This window comes from Cellvibrio mixtus subsp. mixtus J3-8, assembly GCF_000766945.1.
GTDB classification, from domain to species: Bacteria; Pseudomonadota; Gammaproteobacteria; order Pseudomonadales; family Cellvibrionaceae; genus Cellvibrio; species Cellvibrio mixtus_A.
The window spans coordinates 81,158-104,418 of sequence record NZ_ALBT01000058.1 but is presented as its reverse complement, the minus strand read 5'-3'; the positions used below and the strand labels follow the sequence as shown (position 1 = coordinate 104,418).

General features: G+C 47.6%; 15 protein-coding genes. 5 read left to right on the top strand and 10 right to left on the bottom strand.

Features of this window, described 5'->3' with window-relative positions; genetic code table 11:
• Positions 1–64: 64 nt before the first annotated feature.
• Complete coding sequence (locus A596_RS03270; RefSeq protein WP_039912703.1) at positions 65–703, top strand: Crp/Fnr family transcriptional regulator; 639 nt, start codon at positions 65–67, stop codon at positions 701–703.
• Positions 704–1,063: 360 nt separating this feature from the next.
• Positions 1,064–4,006 carry a TonB-dependent receptor gene (locus A596_RS03265; RefSeq protein WP_039912649.1) on the top strand — a complete coding sequence of 981 codons (2,943 nt, stop codon included), beginning with the start codon at positions 1,064–1,066 and terminating at the stop codon, positions 4,004–4,006.
• A 75-nt stretch (positions 4,007–4,081) separates the two neighbouring features.
• On the opposite strand, the gene trxC is transcribed toward A596_RS03265, so the two are convergent.
• The 4 genes from trxC to A596_RS03245 form a co-directional block, all read right to left on the bottom strand.
• Positions 4,082–4,522: a thioredoxin TrxC gene (trxC, locus tag A596_RS03260; protein ID WP_039912648.1), complete on the bottom strand. Its 441-nt coding sequence runs from the start codon at positions 4,520–4,522 to the stop codon at positions 4,082–4,084.
• Between the two features lie 233 nt (positions 4,523–4,755).
• Positions 4,756–6,201, bottom strand: a complete 1,446-nt coding sequence (locus tag A596_RS03255; RefSeq protein WP_039912647.1) for an efflux transporter outer membrane subunit — start codon at positions 6,199–6,201, stop codon at positions 4,756–4,758.
• Positions 6,198–9,404 (bottom strand): efflux RND transporter permease subunit, encoded by a 3,207-nt coding sequence (locus tag A596_RS03250; protein ID WP_052417189.1) that lies wholly within the window; start codon positions 9,402–9,404, stop codon positions 6,198–6,200. Before A596_RS03250 ends, A596_RS03255 begins: the two co-directional genes overlap by 4 nt.
• Positions 9,405–9,554: 150 nt before the next feature.
• A complete protein-coding gene (locus A596_RS03245) occupies positions 9,555–10,736 on the bottom strand; it encodes an efflux RND transporter periplasmic adaptor subunit (protein WP_039912646.1) in 1,182 nt (393 codons plus the stop codon).
• Between the two features lie 344 nt (positions 10,737–11,080).
• Between A596_RS03245 and A596_RS03240 the strand changes: the two genes are divergently transcribed.
• Positions 11,081–11,725, top strand: coding sequence for a TetR/AcrR family transcriptional regulator (locus A596_RS03240; RefSeq protein WP_039912645.1), 645 nt, complete (start codon positions 11,081–11,083; stop codon positions 11,723–11,725).
• 38 nt (positions 11,726–11,763) lie between these two features.
• Here the strand turns inward: A596_RS03240 and A596_RS03235 are convergent, their stop codons facing one another.
• Entirely contained in the window at positions 11,764–12,663 is a 900-nt protein-coding gene (locus A596_RS03235) for a LysR family transcriptional regulator (RefSeq protein ID WP_039912644.1), read from the bottom strand.
• Positions 12,664–12,781: 118 nt separating this feature from the next.
• Here A596_RS03235 and A596_RS03230 point away from each other — a divergent pair, with 118 nt between their 5' ends.
• Together A596_RS03230 and dkgB are read left to right on the top strand one after the other, a co-directional pair.
• Positions 12,782–13,993 (top strand): MFS transporter, encoded by a 1,212-nt coding sequence (locus A596_RS03230; RefSeq protein WP_235425605.1) that lies wholly within the window; start codon positions 12,782–12,784, stop codon positions 13,991–13,993.
• Between the two features lie 51 nt (positions 13,994–14,044).
• The gene (gene dkgB / locus A596_RS03225) at positions 14,045–14,854 is read left to right on the top strand and encodes a 2,5-didehydrogluconate reductase DkgB (RefSeq protein WP_039912643.1); all 810 of its coding nucleotides are present in this window, start codon (positions 14,045–14,047) and stop codon (positions 14,852–14,854) included.
• 171 nt (positions 14,855–15,025) lie between these two features.
• On the opposite strand, the gene A596_RS03220 is transcribed toward dkgB, so the two are convergent.
• The 5 genes from A596_RS03220 to A596_RS03200 all read right to left on the bottom strand — a co-directional run bounded on the left by A596_RS03220 (position 15,026) and on the right by A596_RS03200 (position 23,233).
• Complete coding sequence (locus A596_RS03220) at positions 15,026–16,309, bottom strand: DUF5009 domain-containing protein (protein ID WP_052417188.1); 1,284 nt, start codon at positions 16,307–16,309, stop codon at positions 15,026–15,028.
• Between the two features lie 204 nt (positions 16,310–16,513).
• A complete protein-coding gene (locus A596_RS03215) occupies positions 16,514–19,192 on the bottom strand; it encodes a YncE family protein (RefSeq protein WP_039912642.1) in 2,679 nt (892 codons plus the stop codon).
• A 45-nt stretch (positions 19,193–19,237) separates the two neighbouring features.
• Positions 19,238–19,816: an NAD(P)H-dependent oxidoreductase gene (locus A596_RS03210; protein ID WP_039912641.1), complete on the bottom strand. Its 579-nt coding sequence runs from the start codon at positions 19,814–19,816 to the stop codon at positions 19,238–19,240.
• Positions 19,813–22,440, bottom strand: coding sequence for an efflux RND transporter permease subunit (locus A596_RS03205; protein WP_052417186.1), 2,628 nt, complete (start codon positions 22,438–22,440; stop codon positions 19,813–19,815). The genes A596_RS03210 and A596_RS03205 overlap by 4 nt, the downstream gene beginning before the upstream one ends.
• Positions 22,415–23,233: an outer membrane lipoprotein-sorting protein gene (locus A596_RS03200; protein WP_039912639.1), complete on the bottom strand. Its 819-nt coding sequence runs from the start codon at positions 23,231–23,233 to the stop codon at positions 22,415–22,417. The genes A596_RS03205 and A596_RS03200 overlap by 26 nt, the downstream gene beginning before the upstream one ends.
• Positions 23,234–23,261: the final 28 nt, after the last annotated feature.

Here is a 23,261-nt window from a genome sequence, read left to right as displayed (position 1 = left end):
CTCTCGCTTAAGACATGGGGTTATGATTGCCATCGCCAATCAACTATTCCAAGAAGCCATTGCCATGTTAGAGAACGTCAGCTTGTTTGCCGATGTACCACCGCATTTTCTCACGGAACTGGAAAAACTCAGCGTACAGCGCAAATACCCCAAGAACACCGTACTGGTCACGGAAGGCGATGAATCCACTCATTTATACATTATTCGGAAAGGCACCGTTAGCTGCTATTTGAATAATGAAGATGGCCGCCAGGTCAATCTGAATTACTTACACGAAGGCGAATATTTTGGCGAGTTATCACTCATTGATGGAAAACCTCGTTCAGCATCTGTCATGACTATCAGCGATTGCGAAATTATTCTGGTGTCGCGCGCCAGCGTGCAGGAATTAATTCGCAAACATCCCGAATTCGCGATGTTACTCCTGATCGAAGTCACACGTCGCGTGCGTGAACTCACCGATAGTGTAAAAGATATGGCGCTATTAGATGTCTATGGTCGCGTAAGCGCAGCACTGGAAAAGTTAAGCGACGACAACAAACGCATTCACAACCCTAAAGTTACCCACCAGGACATTGCCAATATGGTTGGCTCATCGCGCGAAATGGTGAGCCGGATTATGAAGCAATTGTTGATTGGCGAATATATCGAGCAATGCTCTGGCTATATCGAAATTAAAAAGCCATTGCCACGTTACTGGTAACCGCTACACCACATACTGCACGACAGGGATGTTATTCCACGCTCTCCACTTTTCAGCAATACTGAATTAATTCAAACAGTAACCCCCACCCGACCATATTTATTGCAGCACAGGCAACACCGATTCCTCTAGCGACAGAAAATGCAGTATTAATTTTCCCTGTTGATTTCAGCAAAGCTCGCTGCACTGGATAAAACACAAACGCGAATAACGCCAAAAAGCTGCCATGCGTGCCGCTTTAAAAACAACAAGCCATTTCAAAAATAAACATTCTGCTACACCGTAAAAAACTCTGGCACACATATCGCCTTAAAGGGATGCGAGTTATTCAACATCATCGTCCGATCACAAGGTAGTTATATGCCGATTAAAGCCATAAAATTTTTCGTGGATTATTTATTTACATTTTTTCCCTCCAATAAAAAAACAAACCAATTCTTACCTGTTTCGATAGAGCGACCACTTGCACATACAAACAAACGTGCAGGAACCCATAAGGCGAAATGGATCGCATTCGGCCTTATTCCTTTATTCATTCAATTTGCAATAGCAGAACAATCCACCACCAATGAAAAAACAACGGATGTTACTGAACAATTGATATTGCCCTCGACTACGCTTGCACAAGCAGCCCAACATGGCGAAGCAACCAACCAAGGGGCTAACCAAACCAGACTCGGAAAAGTTACGGTGACATCCAGAAAAAAAATTCCACCATTGCAGACAGTGAAAGAAGTTCCTGCATCTATTTCGATAGTGGCCGGTGAAGAACTTACCAAACAACAAACATCAAATTACCGCGATATTTTAAAACGCATCGGCAATGTGAAATGGGGCGGTTCCAGTACCAACCCTACTACCACGGCACTAGCCGTGCGCGGCGTCGGCTATTTGGGTAGCGGCGGTGCATTGGGTTTTGACGGGAGTGTTAATACTACTGTTGACGATGTTCCGTTTATCCTTTCCAACATGGCAGTGTTCAACAGTTATTATGATCTCGATTCTGTGGATGTTGCGCGCGGCCCGCAAGGAACTCGCGGCGGATATACCGCCAGCCTCGGAAAAATTTCGTTTAAAACCAAAGCCCCTTCATTCGAACCGGAAGCGGAAGGCTCCCTCACATTTGGCCAGCTGAATAGCATCATTACCCGCGGAGTGATTGGTGGGCCTATTATTGAAAATGTGCTTGCGTGGCGCGGTACGTTTTATCGCGAACAATCGGACGGCGCGTTTGAAAATTATTATTACCACACGGCCAGTAACGGTGGTAACGAGGTTACTTACGGCAATATTGATCGCACCTTCGGCAAGGTACAATTTTTATTAACACCAAGCGAGAATTTCAGTGCGCGCTTAAGCATTGATGTCACACCCAATAGCAAAGAATATGGCATTTCATCTAACGGTGGTTTTTTACCGCGCGCGATACCGGATTATTATGACTCACTCGATCCCGCTACCGGAAAAATTACTTACAATGATCGCAAAGTAAATCAGGATAACCAGGACACCGGCAAACTCACTCGCCGCTGGTTTTCACAGAATCCCGGTTACAGTTACGATGGTACTTATTTACATAAATCCTATCGTGCGGAGCATTATCCTATCGCCAATGACAGCAAAGGTGTTGCGTTGCACCTGGATTGGACAGTGGATAATTACCAATTGAAATCCATCACCGGTTGGCGCGATTACCATTTTGATTTTGGTAGCCCCAATTTCAGTTTACCAACGCCGTTCGATATTCTGGTCGGGCCATCATCCGGCCTTGGATATTTCAAACAAACTACGCAGGAATTTCGATTAACACACAAGTCCGACGCCAGTATTAATTATCAAGCCGGCGTATTTTTTGCGGATGTGTTTAAAACCAACGGTGGTTTCGGTCGCGGCAATAAATTCGGCAATGATGCCGGCGCCTACTACGCGAGCAAGGCCCAATATGATGCGCTGGATATTGATGGCAATGGCCGATATTTATTGAGCAATTCGTTAAATGACTTAGCCTCCAATACCTATGCCGAAAAAGAAGACAGGTCTCTGGGCCTTTACGGCAATTTGCAATGGCAGGCTACCGAAAAATTTATCGTCGATGTTGGCTTGCGCATTTCTGATGAAGAAAGGCGCAATGATGAAAACTACAATTTAATTTACAACCAGGGTGTCGCACCGGAATTAAATCCGGCAACGGTTAATAATGTGCAGCTTGGCGGCTTTGATTCAACCACGACGGGAACACTTTATTCAGGGAAAATCAGCGCAGCCAGTTCAACCAATATTGGTTTCCTATCACCGGGCAACACACCGGAGCAGCGAGCATTAGCCGATGCTGCAGCAAAAAAATATTTTGGTGTGGCAAGTTATGGTGATTTAACCGGCGCGCAAGCGCGCCAGTTGGCCTATGCAAAAGCTATTCGTTTTGGACGCCTCAGCACGCTGTACAATTCAACGGCCGCCGAACCATTTAACGATACACTTTACACCACACACCTGAGCCCGAGTTATGCATTTACCCCGAACCATACCGGTTATATTTCCTGGCAACATGGGGAGAAAGCTGGCGTATCACAAATTGTTGGCGCCACCAAACTTGGCGGAACATCCTACCCGGTCAAGGCCGAAAAAAATGAAACCTTTGAGCTGGGTTTAAAATCTGTTTTCCTCGATCAAACACTGGTGGTAAACACCACGGTGTTTTACCAGGAAATCACTGATTACATTGCCAATCGCTTTGTATTTGATGAAGTGCAAACCCGCGTTAATAACGATGGCAATAATGTGTATATCACCGCGATTGGCAATGTGCCTGAAGTTAGCGCAAAAGGGATCGAACTGGATATTGCCTATAACATTAATAACACCAGTATTCGCTTGTCCGGCGCTTACAATGATTCACGCTACGAAGATTTTAAAGAAGCCGGCAAGCCACTCGAGCTTGGGGGAACTAACACACCCTATTATGATATTAGTGGCCGCCGCTTACCCGGTGTCGGGCCAACCAGTTTCAATGCGTTTGTAGAACATACCTGGAGCTTCACTAACAAGCGCGAAATTTTCGCCAATGCTAATTACAACTACACCAGCAATTATCTCACCGACCCGGCATTATCGCGTTACAGCAAAGTAGATAGCTACGGGCTTACTGATATCGGTGTGGGTTACGGCACCAGCGATGAAAAATTCCAGATCAGTTTGGTAGTAAAGAATTTATTTGACGAGGAATACGGTTACCAACCCTTGTGGAATATTGCCATTCCCAGTACTCCGCGCTGGGCGGGGATTACTATCAGCGGAAAATTATAATTACCAAAAAAATAAGGGCCCACTCCGGGCTCTTATTTTTTTACTTTTCGCTGCGACTTTTATGTGAACACCTGATTAACCAAACAACCCCGATTCATGCAGCCAGCGCATTAATTGCGGCATGGGTAAAGCCCCGGACACACGCTGCACTTCTTTTCCATGGTGAAACAAAATCAAGGTCGGAATACTGCGAATATTCCAGCGCTGACCGATACTCGGTACGTCTTCCGTATTGAGTTTAACGAAGCGAATGTAGGGCTCCATTCGTGCCGCCGCTTCTTCAAATACCGGCGCAAAACCCTGACACGGGCCACACCAGGGAGCCCAGCAATCCACCAGCACTGGAATATCATTACCCTCCAGGGTGTGCGCGACATTGCCGGGATTTAATTCCATCGATTTGCCACTGAATAGCGGGCGTTTGCATTTACCGCAATTAGGCTTGTCTTCCAAACGTTCGCCCGGCAGGCGGTTGGTAGCAAAACAATGTGGGCAATTGATTTGAATACTGCTCATAGGATTTTCCACGGATAAATAACAATTTAATTATTGGACGCCGACAGCTTAACAGAATTTCACCTGCTCATAAAAAGCGACATAAAAAAGCCCGCTCGTGCAAGACCCAAGGGGTAGGAGCAACACGGCAGGCAAAGAGCAACTCTTTACAATGAAGGGCTTAAAGAGTCGGTTTTCCAAAATAAAAACAATAACCAGAAACACAAGACAATACGCACGGAATCAATGATGACTTAAGGATTACTCGCCACCGGATTCTGTTGCAACTCCCAACCACCACCCAGGGTTTTATACACCGCAACCAGGTTCAACAGCACTTGCATATCGCTCTGCGCTAATTGCGCACTTACGTTTAGCTGTGAACGTTCAGCATCCAATACCGTGAGAAAATCGCTGCTACCTACTTCAAACTTTTTCCGCGCAAAAAATGCCGCTTGGTTGCTGGCGGACAGTGCGCGCTGCAATCCGGTGCGGCGCTCCTCTTCACGTGCAAAATTTTGCAATGCATTATCGGTTTCTTCCAATGCTACCAACACGCGCTGCTCAAATTCTGCAATGCGTTGATGCGTGCGGGCATCAGCAGCATCAATTTGCGCATCGACGCGACCAAGGTTAAACGCGGCCCAATGGATTCGCGGTGTAAAAGAAAATGTTTCAGTTTCCCGATTCCCCAAACGCTCCCAATCCGTAGAGAGATATCCGAGGCCACCGGTAAAACTGATACCGGGATATAAATCCGCCACGCGAATATTGTATTCAGCAACCGATCCCGCCAACGCTTGTTCCGCACGGCGAATATCCGGGCGACGCTTTAATAAATCCGCGGGATTTCCCACCGCAAATGAGGCTGGAATTTCCGGTAGTGATTTCACTTCCGCGAGCGATGTTTTTAATTGCTCTGTTGGTGTACCGGTTAATACGCCAATGCGATTGAGCGCTGTGTTGACTTGCGCTTGTAATGCGGGAATGGTTGCGCGCGTTAATTCGAGCTGTGCTTCTGCGCGTGCCACATCCAATTGGTCACCGCGCCCCACTTCTTCAAACCGCTGCGTTAGCTGCAAGGATTCCTGTTGGTTTTTGGCGTTGCGTTCGGCCACATCCAATAAATATTGATTACCACGCAAACTGATATACGCGCTGGCAACTTCCGCCGCTACACTCACTTGTGCGGCTTGCAAATCTGCTTTACGCGCGGCAACTTGCGCTTTGGATAATTTCACGCCGTTGCGCACACGGCCAAAAATATCCAGCTCCCAACTTGCACCAAAACCTGCTTGATAGGTTTCCGTAATCGGAGCATTGGCATCACCACTGATATCTACACTTTGGCGCTGGCGGGTGCCACTTGCATTAGCTTCAACAGTCGGATAGCGATCCAGCCTGCTGTTGCGTAAATATGCGCGCGACTCTTCCAACGATGCCTGTGCGATACGGATGCTGTGATTGCGCTGTAATGAATCCGCAATCAATTGATTTAATTGCACGTCATGCAACTGCGCCCACCAATCAGCGACCGGCTTTTCTGCACTGACTCCCTGCGGCAAATTAAATGCCGCCGGAGTTGCTGGCAATTGTGCGAGTTGTTGCGCGTTTTCAACCGATTTAAATCCGCTGCATGCACTGATCATCAAGGGTAACAACGCCACACTGAATACTTTAATCAATACTTTTCGTTTCATGCTTTCACCTCGTGATGGGTAATTGCTGATTGCTGTTGAAAGTTTCCGGCGGTCTCATCGTGGTGATGATATTTACGGTTACCTTCCAGCTTGCGCAACAACACATAGAACATCGGGGTAAAGAACAATCCAAAGAAAGTCACACCCAACATACCGGAGAACACCGCGATTCCCATTACGCTACGCATTTCTGCACCGGCACCGGTTGAGAACACCATCGGCAACACACCCATAATAAAAGCGAAGGAAGTCATCAATATCGGACGCAAACGCATGCGGCTGGCGGTAATGGCAGCTTCATAGGTTTGCATGCCGCGAATTTCCAACTCCCGCGCAAATTCCACAATCAAAATCGCGTTCTTGCTGGCGAGGCCGGCAAGCACAAACAAACTGATTTGCGTAAAGATGTTGTTATCGCCATTGCTCACCCACACACCGAACAGTGCAGACAAAATCGACAGCGGAACAATAGTCACTACTACCAATGGCAATGCCAGACTTTCGTATTGCGCAGCCAACACTAAAAACACCAGCAACAAACACAATGGCAAAATATAAATTGCAGTATTGCCAGCCAACACTTCCTGATAGGTCAAATCAGTCCATTCATACACAATACCTGCAGGCAATACTTCATCCAGGATTTCAGCGATGGCATCTTGCGCTTGACCGCTGGAATAACCGGGCGCTGCATTGCCATTTATATCCGCCGCCAAATAACCGTTGTAATGCGCCGCACTTTCAGGGCCGTAGCTTTCTTTCATCGTTAATACTGCACCTAACGGCACCATGTCGCCTTGCGCATTACGCACTTTTAAATTCAACGCATCTTCCGGCGTGTTGCGATAAGGCGCATCCGCTTGTGCGATGACTTGATAAGTGCGACCAAACTGGTTGAAATCATTGACGTAGAGCGAGCCCAGATAAACCTGCATGGTGTCAAAAATTTCTTTTACGTTTAATCCCAGCTGTTTGGCCTTGGTGCGATCCACATCAGCATACAATTGCGGCACGTTGATTTTGTAGTTGGAGAACACGCTCGCCAACTCAGGGCGCTGCATGGCTTTTTGCTGCACTTGCGCAACAACTTCCGCAAGCTTCTCGTAACCTAAACCGGCGCGATCTTCAATTTGCAATTTAAATCCGCCTGTCGTCCCTAAACCGCGCACGGGTGGTGGAGGGAAAATTGCAATAAATGCCTCTTCGATGCCACCAAATTTCATTTGCAGTTTTTGCGAAATTGCCGCCGCAGAAAGATCATCGCTTTTACGTTGGTCGAAATCTTTTAACGGGAAAAACACAATGCCGGCACTGGAGCTGTTGGTGAAACCATTAATACTCAAGCCCGGGAATTGCACTGCATTTTCTACACCCGCTTCGGCCAAACCGATTTCCCCCATCTCACGAATCACTTTTTCAGTGCGATCCAGGGTTGCACCGTCAGGCAATTGCGCGAACGCGATCAGGTATTGTTTATCCTGCGCAGGCACAAAGCCTTTCGGGATAATATTGAAACCCACCACCGCAATGCCAAGCAAAATCGCATACACACCTACAGCAGCCATTTTGCGGCCAAGAATTTTTCCAACTTTGGTTGAATAATTTCCGGATGCACGCGCAAAGCTGCGATTGAACCATGCGAAGAAACGGCCAAATATTTTATCCATACCAATGGTCAGGCGATCCTTGGGTTCGTTGTGGCCTTTTAATAACAACGCTGCTAACGCCGGGCTTAAGGTCAGCGAGTTAATTGCAGAAATCACCGTAGAAATCGCAATCGTCAACGCAAATTGTTTGTAGAACTGCCCCGTCAAACCACTAACGAAGGCAATAGGTACAAATACCGCAATCAGCGTTAATGAAATGGCAATAATCGGCCCGCTCACTTCCTGCATCGCTTTATAAGTTGCCGCGATGGGTGTTAAGCCTTCTTCGATATTCCGCTCAACGTTTTCCACCACCACAATCGCATCATCCACCACGATACCGATTGCCAATACCAAGCCAAACAGCGAGAGCGTATTGATGGAAAATCCGAACGCCCACATCAACGCAAAGGTACCGATAATTGAAACCGGAACGGCCAGCAACGGAATAATCGACGCGCGCCAGGTTTGCAAAAACAGGATCACCACCACTACTACCAATGCGAGCGCTTCGGCCAGGGTTTTAATTACTGCTTTGATCGAACTTTTTACGAAAATCGTCGGGTCATAAACAACGTGGTAATCCACACCTTCCGGAAAGCGTTTTTTTAATTCCGCCATAGTGGCACGAACGTTATCGGAAATTTGAATCGCGTTGGCACCGGGTGCCTGGAAAATGGGGATAGCAACCGCAGGCTGACTATCAAGCATGGAGTTCAACGCAAATTCGGACGCGCCCATTTCCACACGCGCAACATCTTTCAAGCGCGTGATTTCACCATTACTGCCGGCGCGAATAATAATTTCACCGAATTCTTCGGGATTATCCAAACGACCTTTGGCATTAACCGGTAATTGCACATCCACGAGGTCAGTCACCGGCGCACCACCGATAATACCGGCAGCAACCTGCACGTTTTGCTCGCGAATTGCATTGACCACTTCATTGGCGGTGAGATTTTTCTCGGCGATTTTTTCCGGATTCAACCAGATACGCATCGCGTAATCGCCCGAGCCAAACAGGCGTACCATACCAACGCCCTGCACTTTGGCGAGTTCGTCTTTAATATTCATCAACGCATAGTTGCGCAGATAAAGTTCGTCGTAACTTTTATCCGGCGAAATTAAATGCACCACCATGGTTAAATCCGGCGAGCTTTTTACTACGGTCACACCGCGCTGGCGCGTTACATCAGGCAAACGCGGCAATGCTTGTGAAATACGGTTTTGCACCATTTGTTGTGCAAGGTCAGGGTCGGTGCCGATACGGAAGGTCACGGTCAAGGTTAAACGACCATCAGTAGTCGCTTGCGAAAACATGTACAACATATTTTCAGTGCCGGCGAGCTGCTCCTCCAATGGCGTTGCAACGGTTTCCGCAATTACTTTCGGGTTTGCACCGGGATAAGATGCATTAACGACCACCGAAGGCGGAGAGACATCAGGGTATTCCGAAATCGGTAATTGAAACATGGCGATGAAGCCAGCGATAAAAATCAGGAGTGAAATCACACCGGCAAAAATGGGGCGATCCACAAAAAATCTGGATATGTTCATGGTGTACCTGCCAGCTTTTATGGCCAGGGTCTTATAGAGACCGGGGTTTTAATGGGATGAGTTTGGAGAGCACCGGTAAAATTTACCGGTGCCTCGCTGTGCTCTTTCAAAAATTAAATCGTGTTACAGAATGTCAGGAAACCAATCAGACTAATGAATTGACGCAACCCGCGTATCTTCTTCCTCTGATTTTTTGGTTACTGCAACGGTGGGATTCACGACACTTTTCGGTCGCACATGAGAAAGGCCATTCACAATTACTTTTTCACCGGCATTCACCCCAACCTGAATAACCCGCTGGCTTTCGTAATGATCGCCAAGGGTCACTTCGCGATAATTGGCGGTGTTGGTTTCATCCACCACCAACACATATTTTTTACTTTGGTTGGTCCCGATTGCGCGTTCAGGCACTAATAACGCCTGAACTTTTTCCGCCGACCCCAAACGCACATTGGCAAACATTCCTGCGGTCAGTGCGCCATCTTTGTTGTCAAAAATTGCGCGGGCGCGAATAGTGCCGCTGTTGGTATCCAGACGATTATCAAACGCATAAATGTGGCCTTCATATGCAGATTTCGTATCACCGGCAAGGCTCAGCTCTACTGGCATCGCTTGAACATCTTTGGTGTTGCGCACCAACTGCACGTAAGTCGCTTCATCAACATTGAATTCAGCGTAGAGTTTGTCGTTGGCAACAATTTGCGTCAGCACGGGTGCATTTACACCGGCTTCCACTACGTTACCGACGGTGAGTTCAGCGCGGCCAACACGACCGGAAATCGGTGCGCTGATGTGCGCATATTCCAAATCAAGTTTTGCCTGGTTCAATGCGGCATCGGCTTGCTTTACGTCGGCCTGGGCAACCTGATGGGCGCTCAGGGCAGAATCGTAAACACTTTGCGATACCAGTTTTGCACCGATTAATTGTTCGGCACGGGTCAGTTCATCCTGCGCGAGCTTGGCGCGCGATTGGGCGGTCGCCAATTGCGCTTGTGCACGCTGCACCGATGCCTGGTGCGGACGCGGATCAATTACAAATAACGGCTCACCTTTTTTCACCTGTTGACCTTCGGTGAACAACACCTTCTGGATAGTGCCGCTAACCAGCGGTTTGATCGCTGCGCTCTCTACCGGCGCCAGGCGACCGGAAAAGCCAGCCCAGGAACGGATTTCCTGGGGCTGTAAAACAACAACATCAACCGCCGGGGCGGGTGGTACGGCTGCGGGAGTTGCCGCAACGACACCAGATACATAATGGACACTGGCAATACCTGTCAGTATGGCGATTGCAGCGTAAGTAATAACTTTGCGAGATAGTATTGTGCTAGACATGATGGGCTCCTGTTGCTCTTGCAAATCAATGACGAGTTAAGCTCCCTTGGGGGAATACCAGAACGGAGAGGTTGAACCGGACATTTCGGCAAACTATACATACCGGTTGGTATGCTGGTCAACAGAATTTTTTATTTCCATTGTTTCCCAGTGCAAATGCAGATGCCTAAACCGCTCAAAACATCAATAAAATCAACAGACTTATCGGGTTGCAGGATTTTTTCCAAAGCGCTATCTTTCCCGTACCGACGGTTTAAAGCCCGAGTATGCGATTGAAAAACATACCACCCGGTATCATAATAACCACAACATTTGTACGCCCACTTTTTTGAGTAACCCTGTTTATGAACGCCCCTGATACCCGAACACTGCTACTGGAAACCGCGCTGGACCTGATCTGGACCAGCAATTACAGCGCTGTGGGTGTAAATGAAATCTGCAAGCAAGCAGGCGTCACCAAGGGAAGTTTCTATCACCATTTTGAATCCAAAGCCGAATTGTTCTGCGAAGCAACCAGCCACCACTGGGAAAAAATTCGCCAGGATATGGATTGCATGCTCTCGCCCATCAACACACCGCTTGAGCAATTGGAAAACTGGTTGCAATTTATTTACGTAAACAAAGTGGGCGAAGATAAAGACAACGTTCCCGGGTGCGCTTTTTTCAGTGCGGGTATGCAGGCGGGTTGTAGTGAGCCGCGCATTACTGAAACCTTGCAGCTGATGACGGAGCGCGGCGCAAAATACAATCAGGCACTGGTGCGCAGCTTGCTGAGCGGCAATTATTTGTGTGAACAAAAAGATATCGAACAAACCGCGCGCTTGATGCAGCAGTATGTGCAAGGCCTGATTACGCACGCACGCGTGACCCGCAATATTGATAATGTGCGCAGTGATTTGCCAACGGCAATTTATCGCCTGATTGGTTTGAAACCGGAATTCTGGTTTAGCGCAAAACCCACTTGGCCTTGCTCTGGCGGTGACAAATAATTTTCAACTATCCGCGATAGAAAATTAATTAAGGAGAATTAATTTATTTTTTGTTTCCCCACCTGTTCGCTCACATAGTCCAGGAAGCAGGAAATGCGTGAAGCCAGTGCCGTATTGCGATAATAGACTGCATTTACCGGCTGTAATACCTCTACCGTATCACCTTCCAATACCTGAACCAGGTTTCCTTTTTTTCTATCTTCGCTCGTCATAAAATCCGCCAGGCAAACAATACCTTCACCGGCCAACGCCAATTGCCGCAATGTTTCCCCGCTTGATGCGAGCACCTGCGGTGCAATAATAAATCTATCGCCTTGTGCGCTTCGCAATGGCCACGCATTCAAGGATTCAGGCCGCGAAAAACCCAGCAAGCGGTGCGACAATAACCCCCCGGGAGATTTGGGCTCACCCATTTCACGCACATAACCAGGGCTGGCGAGAATACGCAAACGATTCGTCATCAATGGCCGCGCATGCAAACTGGAATCACCAAGCGCGCCGATGCGAATAGCGATATCGGTGCGATGTTCCAGTAGATCGATAATTTGATCATTGGTATTTAATTCGAGTTCTATATCGGGATAACGTTGGCGAAAGCCGCGCACCAATGGCACAAGCACATGCAACATAAATGGCGATGCGGCGTTAACGCGTAATAAACCCGCCGGTAACTTGCGGCGAATTTCCATCTGCTCTTCTGCTTCTTCCACCGCGCTAATAATTTTGCGCGTTTGCGCGAGAAATACCTGACCTTCTTCGGTTAATTCCAAGCGGCGTGTGGTCCGGCGCATCAAGGTGACTTCCAGTTTTTCTTCCAGGCGCGCCAGCGCGCGACTCAATGCGGATACCGTTTGCCCCAGTTGATCGGCAGCGGCAGTGATCGATCCGGTATCTACTACGCGCACAAACGCCTGCATTTCATCGAGTGTTGTTTTCATCATTGCCTCATTGTTGATTTTTTCGCAAAAATCTTATGCATATAAGGCTATTTTTCTGCAAATATCAACCCACCACAATAGCGACCATCATTGATTAATCGTTATTGAGGAAAGATTTATGCGTATTCCCATCGCCTTGCTGGCGCTGACCATCAGCGCTTTTGCCATAGGCACCACCGAGTTTGTGATCGTCGGTTTGATCCCGACCATTGCCGCCGATCTACAAGTCAGCCTGCCGCCAGCAGGGTTACTCGTCAGCCTTTATGCCCTTGGTGTTGCGGTCGGTGCACCGGTGTTAACCGCGCTCACCGGCCAATTACCACGCAAATGGTTGCTGCTGGGTTTGATGTTGTTATTCACGCTGGGCAACCTGGTTGCCTGGCAAGCACCGGGTTATGAATCGTTGGTGATTGCACGAATTCTAACGGGCCTCGCGCACGGTGTTTTCTTTTCAATAGGCGCAACGATTGCCACCAATTTAGTGGCTAAAGATAAAGCGGCCAGCGCGATTGCGATTATGTTTTCCGGCCTTACGGTGGCGTTGGTGACCGGTGTTCCATTGGGCACTTTTATTGGCCAGCATTTTGGTTGGCGCGCAACATTTTTAGCCGTGTCCGCGTTAGGTGTAATCGCATTTATTACAAGCTTGTTATTTATTCCACGCACCTTGCAACACAACAAGCCGGCGTCGGTTTTGCAACAGTTACAGGTGTTAAAACAACCGCGCTTGTTATTGGTCTATGCAATGACGGCGGTGGGTTATGGCGGTACTTTTATTGCGTTTACCTTCCTCGCGCCGATCCTGGAGCAAATCACCGGCTTGAGTAATAGCAGTGTCGCTCTGGTTTTACTGGTGTATGGCTTCTCTGTGGCAGTGGGAAATATTTGGGGCGGAAAACTCGCCGATCAAAAAGGTCCGATTCCTGCACTGCAAATTATTTTTGCCGGATTGGCGTTAGTGCTGTTTGTATTTACATTTACTGCTGCGAATCCATGGTTTGCAGTGGCAACCGTTTTAATATGGGGCGCATTTGCATTCGGTAATGTGCCGGGATTGCAAGTTTATGTAGTACAGCAAGCCGCGCATCACACGCCCCATGCAATTGATGTTGCATCAGGCTTGAATATCGCTGCGTTTAATTTGGGAATCGCATTGGGTGCATGGGCCGGTGGATTGATTGTCGATAGCTGGGGTCTGCAACACACCCCCTGGATCGGCGCAATGGTTGTCGTGTGCGCCATTTTGTTAACACGCTGGAGCGGCAAGCTCGACAAAGCCAACCCATTACCCGGTGATTTACCGGAGAACCTCGCTGTCAGCTCTCATTAATATCGATTACTTTTTTAGCATCATCTCAAAATATTTTTACGGGGATACATTATGAGCACCGCAAATATTCCACCATTCGGCCTGGGCACATTCCGCTTGAAAGACCAGCAAGCATTTGATGCGGTTTATAACGGCATTGAACTCGGCTATCGCAATATCGATACCGCGCAAGCTTATGACAACGAAGCCGATGTCGGCAAAGCAATCAAAGCCAGCAAAGTTTCTGCAAATGAATTATTTGTTACCACCAAAATCTGGACGGATCGTTTTGCCGAAGGAAAATTAATTCCCAGCCTGAAAGAAAGTTTGCAAAAATTGCAGCTGGAACGCGTGAATCTCACGCTGATCCACTGGCCGTCGCCCAACAATGAAATTCCAGCGGCGGTTTACCTGGAGCAATTACTGCAAGCAAAAAAAGAAGGCTTAACCGAATTAATCGGCATTTCCAATTTCACCATCAAACATACGCAGGAAGCGATTAACATCATTGGCGCCAATGAAATTGCTACCAACCAGATTGAAGTGCATCCGTTTTTGCAGAATCGCAAATTGATTCATTTTTTGCGCGAACAAGGCATTCATATTACAGCTTACATGCCGCTCGCTGTCGGCAAGGTGTTACACGAGCCGGTTATCCAAAAGATTGCGGAAGCCCATAAAGCGACGCCGGCGCAAATCGCACTGGCATGGTCTTTACAGCAAGGTTTTGCGGTGATTCCATCGTCGACCAAACGCGAAAATTTGCAGAGTAATTTACATGCGACGAACATCAAATTAACCGATGAGGAAATAAAAGCGATTACGGAACTGGATAGTGGTGACAGGGTTGCTAACCCCGGGTTTGCGCCTGAATGGGATTAATCTGTTGCCGGAAATTACTCGAATGTGAGTTCGTGGTCCGGTTCATTGTTTCAAAGTCCTAGAGCCATGGATGGCGAAAGGAAGCTCCATGGATGGATGCGTTTTTGAAACAATGAACCGGACCACGAACGTGCTACAAAGCGCGATCAAAAACATTTACACAACCGTAGATTAAAGCTTAACGCGCAATCCCATCCGTGTAAGGCCAGCACCAATCAACATAATCACGCACGAAAAAAACAAACTCCAGATAATTCCCGGCACACCCGCATCAAACATTTCCGGACGAAAATGAAAGCCGACAATCCCGCTTAATGCAAACAAAATGTACGGCAAAATATAAACCAGCAGAGGATTGGTTGCGGAAGGTTCAAAGAATTTGGTCCAGGCATATTGTTGTTTTACATCCACCAACCAATACACCGCACCAAAAATTGCACAGCAGAAAAACACGCTAAACAAGCCCCAACTCGGGGTAGACCAAATTTTAGAGATCGGAAAAAACTGCCAGCTTGCAAGCGCCAGCAATCCCGCTACCGCGGTAAACAACCAATAATATCCAGCTTTCTTTGTAGCAAATTGCGGGGCATAAAATAATTGCGACAGGATAACGCCAGCCAACACAATCGCAGCGTGGGTGTAATTACCGCCCTGCTCTTTTATCAGTGCAAGTAGCGGCGCAGTGGTTGTATCAGCTTTAAATGAGATCGCAAACAATCCGAGTAAAACTAACGCAATAATCGCCAGTGTTAATACGCGCGCGGATGCAGAAATAATATTGCGGCACAACAAAAAAATTGTGCCCGCAATTAAATAGGCCCAACCAATTAACCCGAGGATTCCCCACCACTGCGGTGTCATACCGGCACTCGCGGTGCCTTTATACAACCACCACAACATGATTAAACCGGCAACACCAATTAACTTTGCACCCAGCGCAATCGCAGGTGAAATAGTTTTGGGATAATTCGACCAGATCAGCAAGACATAAATAAACATCAGCAACGACCACAGCGGCATGGAGATACTCATCGCCGCCGCGTCATAACCGGATTCGGTATTAACCATAAACACCCCAATCACGATCAACCCGACACTGCGCAGCACAATGTGTTTAAAAATTTCCAGCGATGAATCGCCTTTATTAGCGCGCGCCTGGATTGCAAACGGAATAGACATACCGACGATAAATAAAAACGCCGGGAAAACCAGATCCACAAATGTCATGCCGTCAACGTCCGCAGGAAGATGCTTCATCCACTGCGGAATATCCGCAACACCTGCCAGCTCGTTAACAAATACCATGGTAAAAATGATGATGCCGCGAAAGACATCGATGGATAACACGCGATTAGGCAACGCACGGCCAGGTTGCCCGTTACCCGATAGCTCGTTATTAGATGGATTATTAGATAACCCGTTGCCATGCCCCGGAATTGAGGTTGGAGAACTCATGATGTTAGCCCGTCGTAATTTATAAAAATTATAGAACCAGCCGACAATAACGGACCCAAACCTGTTACTGCAAGCCATCCTGACAACGTTGCCTTATTTTTTACACTTTTCAACAAAACAAAGCCCGCATGGCGATAAAACCAGCGGGCTAGTATTAGCTTTGGTTGATATTCACCAACCAGTATTGCAAGAAACTACTTTCTATTAACGCTCATCGCCGTCCAGAACACCATCTTCATCGCGATCCAGGGCCATGCGGTAACCCGAGCCGGGTGGTGCGCAGGTAAAGGTCAACGTGTTGCCCTTAACGGCCGAGGCGTACATGAGGGTGGCCAAACTGAGCGGCGGAGATTTGCGACTATCCAATGCAAATTTGCCATTATCTTTTAACAAGCCACCCACAGATTGCCCAAGCAGTTCTCCCTTAACGATCAAATCACATTCAGGGCGCGGTGTTTTTACTTGCGCAGCTGCGAACATAAGTTCTATCCGATCGCGCGTGGCCTTGTTAAAAACATTTTTGTAGTTGAGCGTAACTTGCTGGCCAACAACCGGTGCCATCTCACCCACCATACTCAAAACAAAATCCACCACATTTTGTTTATCGGTTTCCGTTTCAAACTGGAACAAATTGAATTCCAGTGTAAGGAATTCGCTGACCGAATCGATACTGCCATCACTTTGGTAACCGAAGCCGCGAATTTGTTCACCGGTAAATGGATAGCCGTCATTCGGGCTACCGGTGCTGCCAAACATTCCCACTTTTTGATAGGCGTTGCGCAGATGCGGTGTTTTAAAGTTCTCAGCAAGGCCACCACCTTCCACCGCCATTAAACCGGATGTACCAAATTTGCCGGCTGCAATATCCACGGTGTGGCAATCATTACAGGACATCAGCCCTGGACCAGTGCTAAGAAAATTGCGGAAGGTTTCTTCGCCGGCAGCCTGGCTTGGCGTTAGCACATTATCCAAACGGCGAATAGGGGTTGGTGGATAGGTTAACTGCATGGCAAATTTCGCGAACGCATCAATTTCTTCATCGGTGAGCGGTGTCGCGCGTCCTAATAATCCCTGGAATGCAACATTGAAATCTTCAAAGGCCTGCTCTTCCAATGTTTCATCAGCATCGTGCGTAATACCGGTGCGGTCACCGCGCCAATGCATCGGTCCGTTGCCCGCCATGCCACGGAAACTTTGCGTTCCCATCGGGCCTTTCATCGGATTGAAATACGGCGTGGTAAATTCCGGGAATGCGTCAAAGAGCGGAACATACTTGCGCGGGTTATTGGCAATTAATGCATCGGGATTTCCCAAATCCCAGGACAAGTGATCCATATCGCCAAAGACATGGCAACCTGCACAGGAAGAATCACCGCGACTGGATGTAAGCGCTGCGTCATATAAAAATTTTCGCCCATCGACAATAGTTTGCGGCTCCGGATTGTAAAGCGCGAGCTTGGCAATTTCCTTACGGTTTTTGGTATTGATCATAGCGACCGAATTATCAAAACGCGTAATGACAAACAAGCGTTGATTGTCATCATCCAAGACCAAACCGCTCGGACCACCACCACTCAAATTAATTTGCTGGTTTAGTGACGGCGTAAAACTATCGGATTTCAATTCATCAGTGGAATAAATACCAATTTTTTGCGAACCAAAACCAGCAAGGTATAGTTTTTTTCCATCATTGGAAATCACCATTTCCAATGGTGTGGCCAAACTTAACTGCCGCTCTGTTTCTGTGCCGACAGGTTTATCGTAGGATTTAATATGTTTGTTCAAATGGCGCGGCAACACTTTGCCATCATCAATCACAGTGATACGGCTCTGCACAAAATTGCCGCGCACAGTTGATGAAATGGAACCCGGCCCCTCAAAACGAATATTGTTGCGCGCTTCAGTGTTGGAAACATACAGCGTACCGGTTTTAGGATTTACAACCATATTAAACAAGGTCGTCCCAACACCTTTGTATTCTGTAATTTTCCTTGGCAATTTCGCATCGGCATCGATCACAAATACGTCGTTGTCCGGCAATGAAAAACGGACTCGGTCGTTCCAGATTTTCGGCGCTTCGCCCGTCAGCGGATTCCCCGAATCCACCCAATCCTTACCGTTGAATTTCACAATTACACCAGTGGATACTGCCTGCTCACCGGCAGTATTTATATGGGGCGATGCTTTGGGCAAACCACCATTCGGTAAATCACCTTGCAATACGGTCGTCTGGTTACCGGAATTGAAAACGGCGGCATACACTTTTGAACCATCTTTGCTGGTTGCCAATGCGCGCGGCGTGTCGCCAAACAAACTTAAAATAGTAAGCGGCTTTCCACCCAAGCCTTCACCGGGATCGGTTGCATCAAATACCCACACGTCAGCACGGCCAACACCGGCTTTTTTTAATTGCGGATCAAAAGGTGCATTCTGGCCGCGATGCGCGGTGGTAATAAACGCGCGGTTTTTATTTTTCCCGGCAAACACAATATCGCGCGGTTCATCGCCAACCAATAATGTTTGCGTTACGCGCGGCTTGCCCTGATCGAGACGCACAATGCTGATGCTGTCGGATAAATGATTGACAACCCATACTTCATTTTTATTGCGTACGGCTACCGATACCGGCTCCATTCCCACGGGAACCGAATGCAAATGCACAAGGCGATCGGATTCCGCACGTAAAATTTCCAGACGGTTATCCGGCGTATTCACCGCAAAAACCAGGGATTTATCGTTCGATATTGCCAGTGGCCGTACATGGCCACTTTCAAAGGCAACGAATGAACTGGTGGGAGGAGTGGCGGCAGCCGGAGTGCAGGAAAAAAAAGCACTGAGCAATGCCATCGATATTTTAAATAAGTGTTTCTGACTAACACGCATGATTAAACCCTGCCTTGGATTCATTTAATGATTGAGTGAAAAATCCTAAATACGCCCGGCGTATTTAATTACCGCTTGCCGCCATTTTTCGCGTTGTTGGTCGGTTGAATTGCGCACCGGGCCAAACGCACTGATTTTGACGGGCTTGATACCACACCATTCGAGAATGGTAATTTTCATTTGATTGTGCCCCGGCATTTTATAAATCCAGCGGTAATACCAGGGCGGTGTATCCATAGTCACAATCAAATGCGCACTTCTCCCTGCAAGCAACCTATCCCACCACACAGAATTCTCGCGGTAGCGAAACGCAAAACCGGGCAAGAATGTCCGATCAAAAAAACCTTTCAACAAAGCGGGAATGGAACCCCACCAAATGGGATAAACAAACACAATGTGCGAAGCCCATAAAATGGCCTCGCGCATTTCCACCAGGTCAGGTTCCAGTTCCTGCCGCTGGTTATAACCGTGGTGTAAAACGGGATCAAAATTCGCGTCACCCAATTTGAATAACTTTACGTTGTGGCCGTTTGCTCGCGCCGTTTGCGTATAGGATTCGGCCAATGAACCGCAATAGCTGTTGGAATCGGGATGCCCGAGAATCACCACAATATTTTTAGTCATGAATACTCACTTGTTTTTGCTGCTTTTATGAAAAGAGGGTTTTCAATTGCCTCACTATTTTCTGCTTGCGGCTCCTTGCGCATAAACCAGGGTGCCAGCATCGAGATCAGGAAGATCGACATAAAACCGCTGATTGTCAATGCTAATGCCACCAGCCCACCAAGATGCGCAATCGGCGTAAATTGTGAAAATAATAATGTGAGGAAACCCAACGAAAACAGCGCAACGTTAAAAACAATCGATGAGCCTGAATGGCGAATGGCATACAGCAGTGATTCATCAATACTGTCAGAGCTGGCGAAATGTTCTTTCACACGATGCAAGTAGTGAACGGAATAGTCCACAATACCGACCACTATAAATGAAATCAGAGCAGTGCCAATATTCAATTCAATTCCCAACGCCGCCATTATGCCGTAATAACTGACCATGGTTGCCGCGAGCGGCAACGCAGTCAGCAAACCCAAACGCGCAGAGCGCAACCACAACATCAATACCAGGCAGATGGAACTGAATGCCAACACAAAACTGGTAAATTGGCCTTTAATAATCTCGTGCAACACACCGGTCCAGATCACAGGAGTCCCAGCCACTTGCAGTTCCACATTGGCAGGTTTGTTCGCCGCGATCCATGCATTCAGATTATCCAGCAATACCTGATATTCAGTTGCCCGTGTGGTATTCATCGTAAATAACACTGCCGCTTTGGAAAAATCGCGTGTGAGCACGTTGTTCAGATCACTGCCGCCGCCATTTTCGTAAAGCAGCACCAATTGTGATACCACTTCATCGCCACTGATTTCCTCAACAATGGTTTGGTTGGTGTCAGGATCAATTGAACTGACTTGTTCGATTTTATTCGGCAAACGATTGAATGCCGGGTCCATATCGTGCAACGCCAGGTTCATACGTTTAATGTAAGTGGCGATGGAATAGGTATAAGTTACGTTTTGCTGGGTTAATAAAAATTTATCCAGTTTATCGATAAAGGCAACGGTGTCGACATTCAAAATAGCATTGGGCCCAACGCCTTTTATTTCCACCCAGCCTGGACTGGTCCCGGCAATATGAGAATTAACAAACTCATCAGAAATACGGAATTTATTATCCGCCGCAAAATAATCCGAACCTGCGTCCTCCACCACAATACGCGTGGCCATTGCACCGCAGCCCAGCATCACTACTGCAAATACGACGAGTGATAAACGGCGGCGACGAATCATCGCACCGAAGAATGTTGCCAATGCTTCACCCAGGTATTCACGTCCGGATTCTTTTTGCGCATCGGGTTGGCGCTGGCCTTTGGTTAAGTTCAACCAGGCAGGGATTAATAGCAGCGAAATAATTTGCGCCGTCACCAAACCAACCGCCATATAAATGCCAAACGATTGAATACTGGAAATATTGGTCGAGGTGGAAAATAGAAATCCCGCAACTGTGGTGACAGTGGTAAGGACGATCGGCGAAAACATGGCACGCAAGGATTTTTTAACCGCTTCGCGCGGCGGCAAACCGGAATTATGGTGCGTGTAATATTCGTTCATCATGTGGATAGCGTCAGCACCGCAAATGGTAATTAAAAATACCGGCAAGGCACTGGTTACCAAATCCATCGGCTCGCGCATCAAACTCATCATCCCCAGCGTCCAGATGGTGCACATAATGACGTTGAGCATCGGCAACAAAAACCCCATGGGGCGACGGAAAAATACCACCAGGATTGTACCCACAATTAACAGTACAACCGGTAACAGCGTGCCCAGATCGGCATCTGTTAATTTTTTTTGCTCAGCGATAAAAATGGGCACACCGGCAATATAAACTTCATCGGTAAACTCCGGATGGCGCGCGCGGTAATCCTCAATTAATTGTTTGATTGCTTCATAAGCACGCACCTGCCCATCGGCGTCATCCTGCTTTACAAATAATTCCACAGTAATCATGGTGGATTTGTTATCTGCCGAGAACACGCTGTTTACCATCAATTCATTGCCCATTACCTCGCGTTTGATTTGCTCGGCAGGCACTTCCTTATCGTGCAGGCTTTTGAATATTTTTAGCGTACCATCTTCAGTGATAATGTTATCCGATGCTGCCAGGCCTGCCATTTCCTTGATCGGGTTCAAGCGGCGCGGCAAATACGCAAGGAATGCAGCTTCGGTATGGGTCAGTGAAAGATGCCTGGTTTTTTGCAGCAATTCATCCGCCGCAAAAAAATCACTTTGAGCCAATCCATCGCGCACAATGGATTCACTCAGTGTGCGAAACTCCGGCACCTGCGCACTGTACTTATCAGCCAGCTGTTGCAAGTATTGCGCATCGGCGTCGGTGGCTAACATTAATTTGCGAAATTCAGTGGTCAGTTCATAAACCGCATCCAATGTAGTGCGATTAAAAATATCCTGTTTGTTATGTACAACCACCATCGCTGCATCAAAAGTGCCGCTGAATTCCTGCTGCATATCCAGAATGGATTTGCGCGCTGGATGGTTTTCCGGCAATAGATAAGGATTGCTGTCATTGGTCAAATTGCCCAACTGCAATGCAAAAAACAGGGTGATCGAAAAGAGTACGAAAATAATCGCACGCGACCAACGATCAACGAACTTGAGGTAAGTTTCCATTTTTCACTCCTGTTTTCATAATATTGTGTTGAAACAAACTGTCATCCAGCCCTACGTCATAACGCACCCCGCTGAAAATTAATTCCGACGTGCGGCCATTGACCAGATCGCGCATTTCGCTGTGGGTAACGGTCCAGATGTTTTGCACTTGTTCCAATTTTTTTGCAAAGAATTCTTTGAACGGAATTCCCTTTGCATCGAAATACACTTGCTTCACCACCACCGATGAATCCTTGTCCACCCATACATTTACCTTGTGATAACCGGTGCGATTCACCACTTCCAGCGACGATGGTATGCGCTCAATTACATAGCAATCGCGCTCATTGATTTTTTCTTCGCGCACCAATGTCTGGCGATAATCCGTCACACGCAATTTATCCAGGTCGATGTAGGAAAATTGGCTACCCATAAAAGAACCGCGTTTGTCTGTTGCGGCAATGCGACGGATCTGGCGGAACGCTGGCAGATACATCCATTGATCATCTTCTTTTTGCACCGATTCATCGTAGTTAATGCTTTGCAATACCACGCCTTTCACATCCGCAGGCGTGGTAAAGCTCAGGGTGAGCTTGTCGTCCTTGCCGTAATCTTTTTGCAGGAACAACAAATCGCGTACGCGCTTGCTGCCATTTTTTTCTATCAATACCAAACTGGCATTGGCAAATGTATCTACACCATCGGGGCGGTTGCGCACCTGGGAGAGAATATCATCGGCAGTCACGGCGGCCACTTGTGTGGCGGACATGAAGCACAGGCTAATGCCTGCTGCCGCAATGGATAAAAATTTCATGACAAGCTCCTTGTAAAATCCATAATAA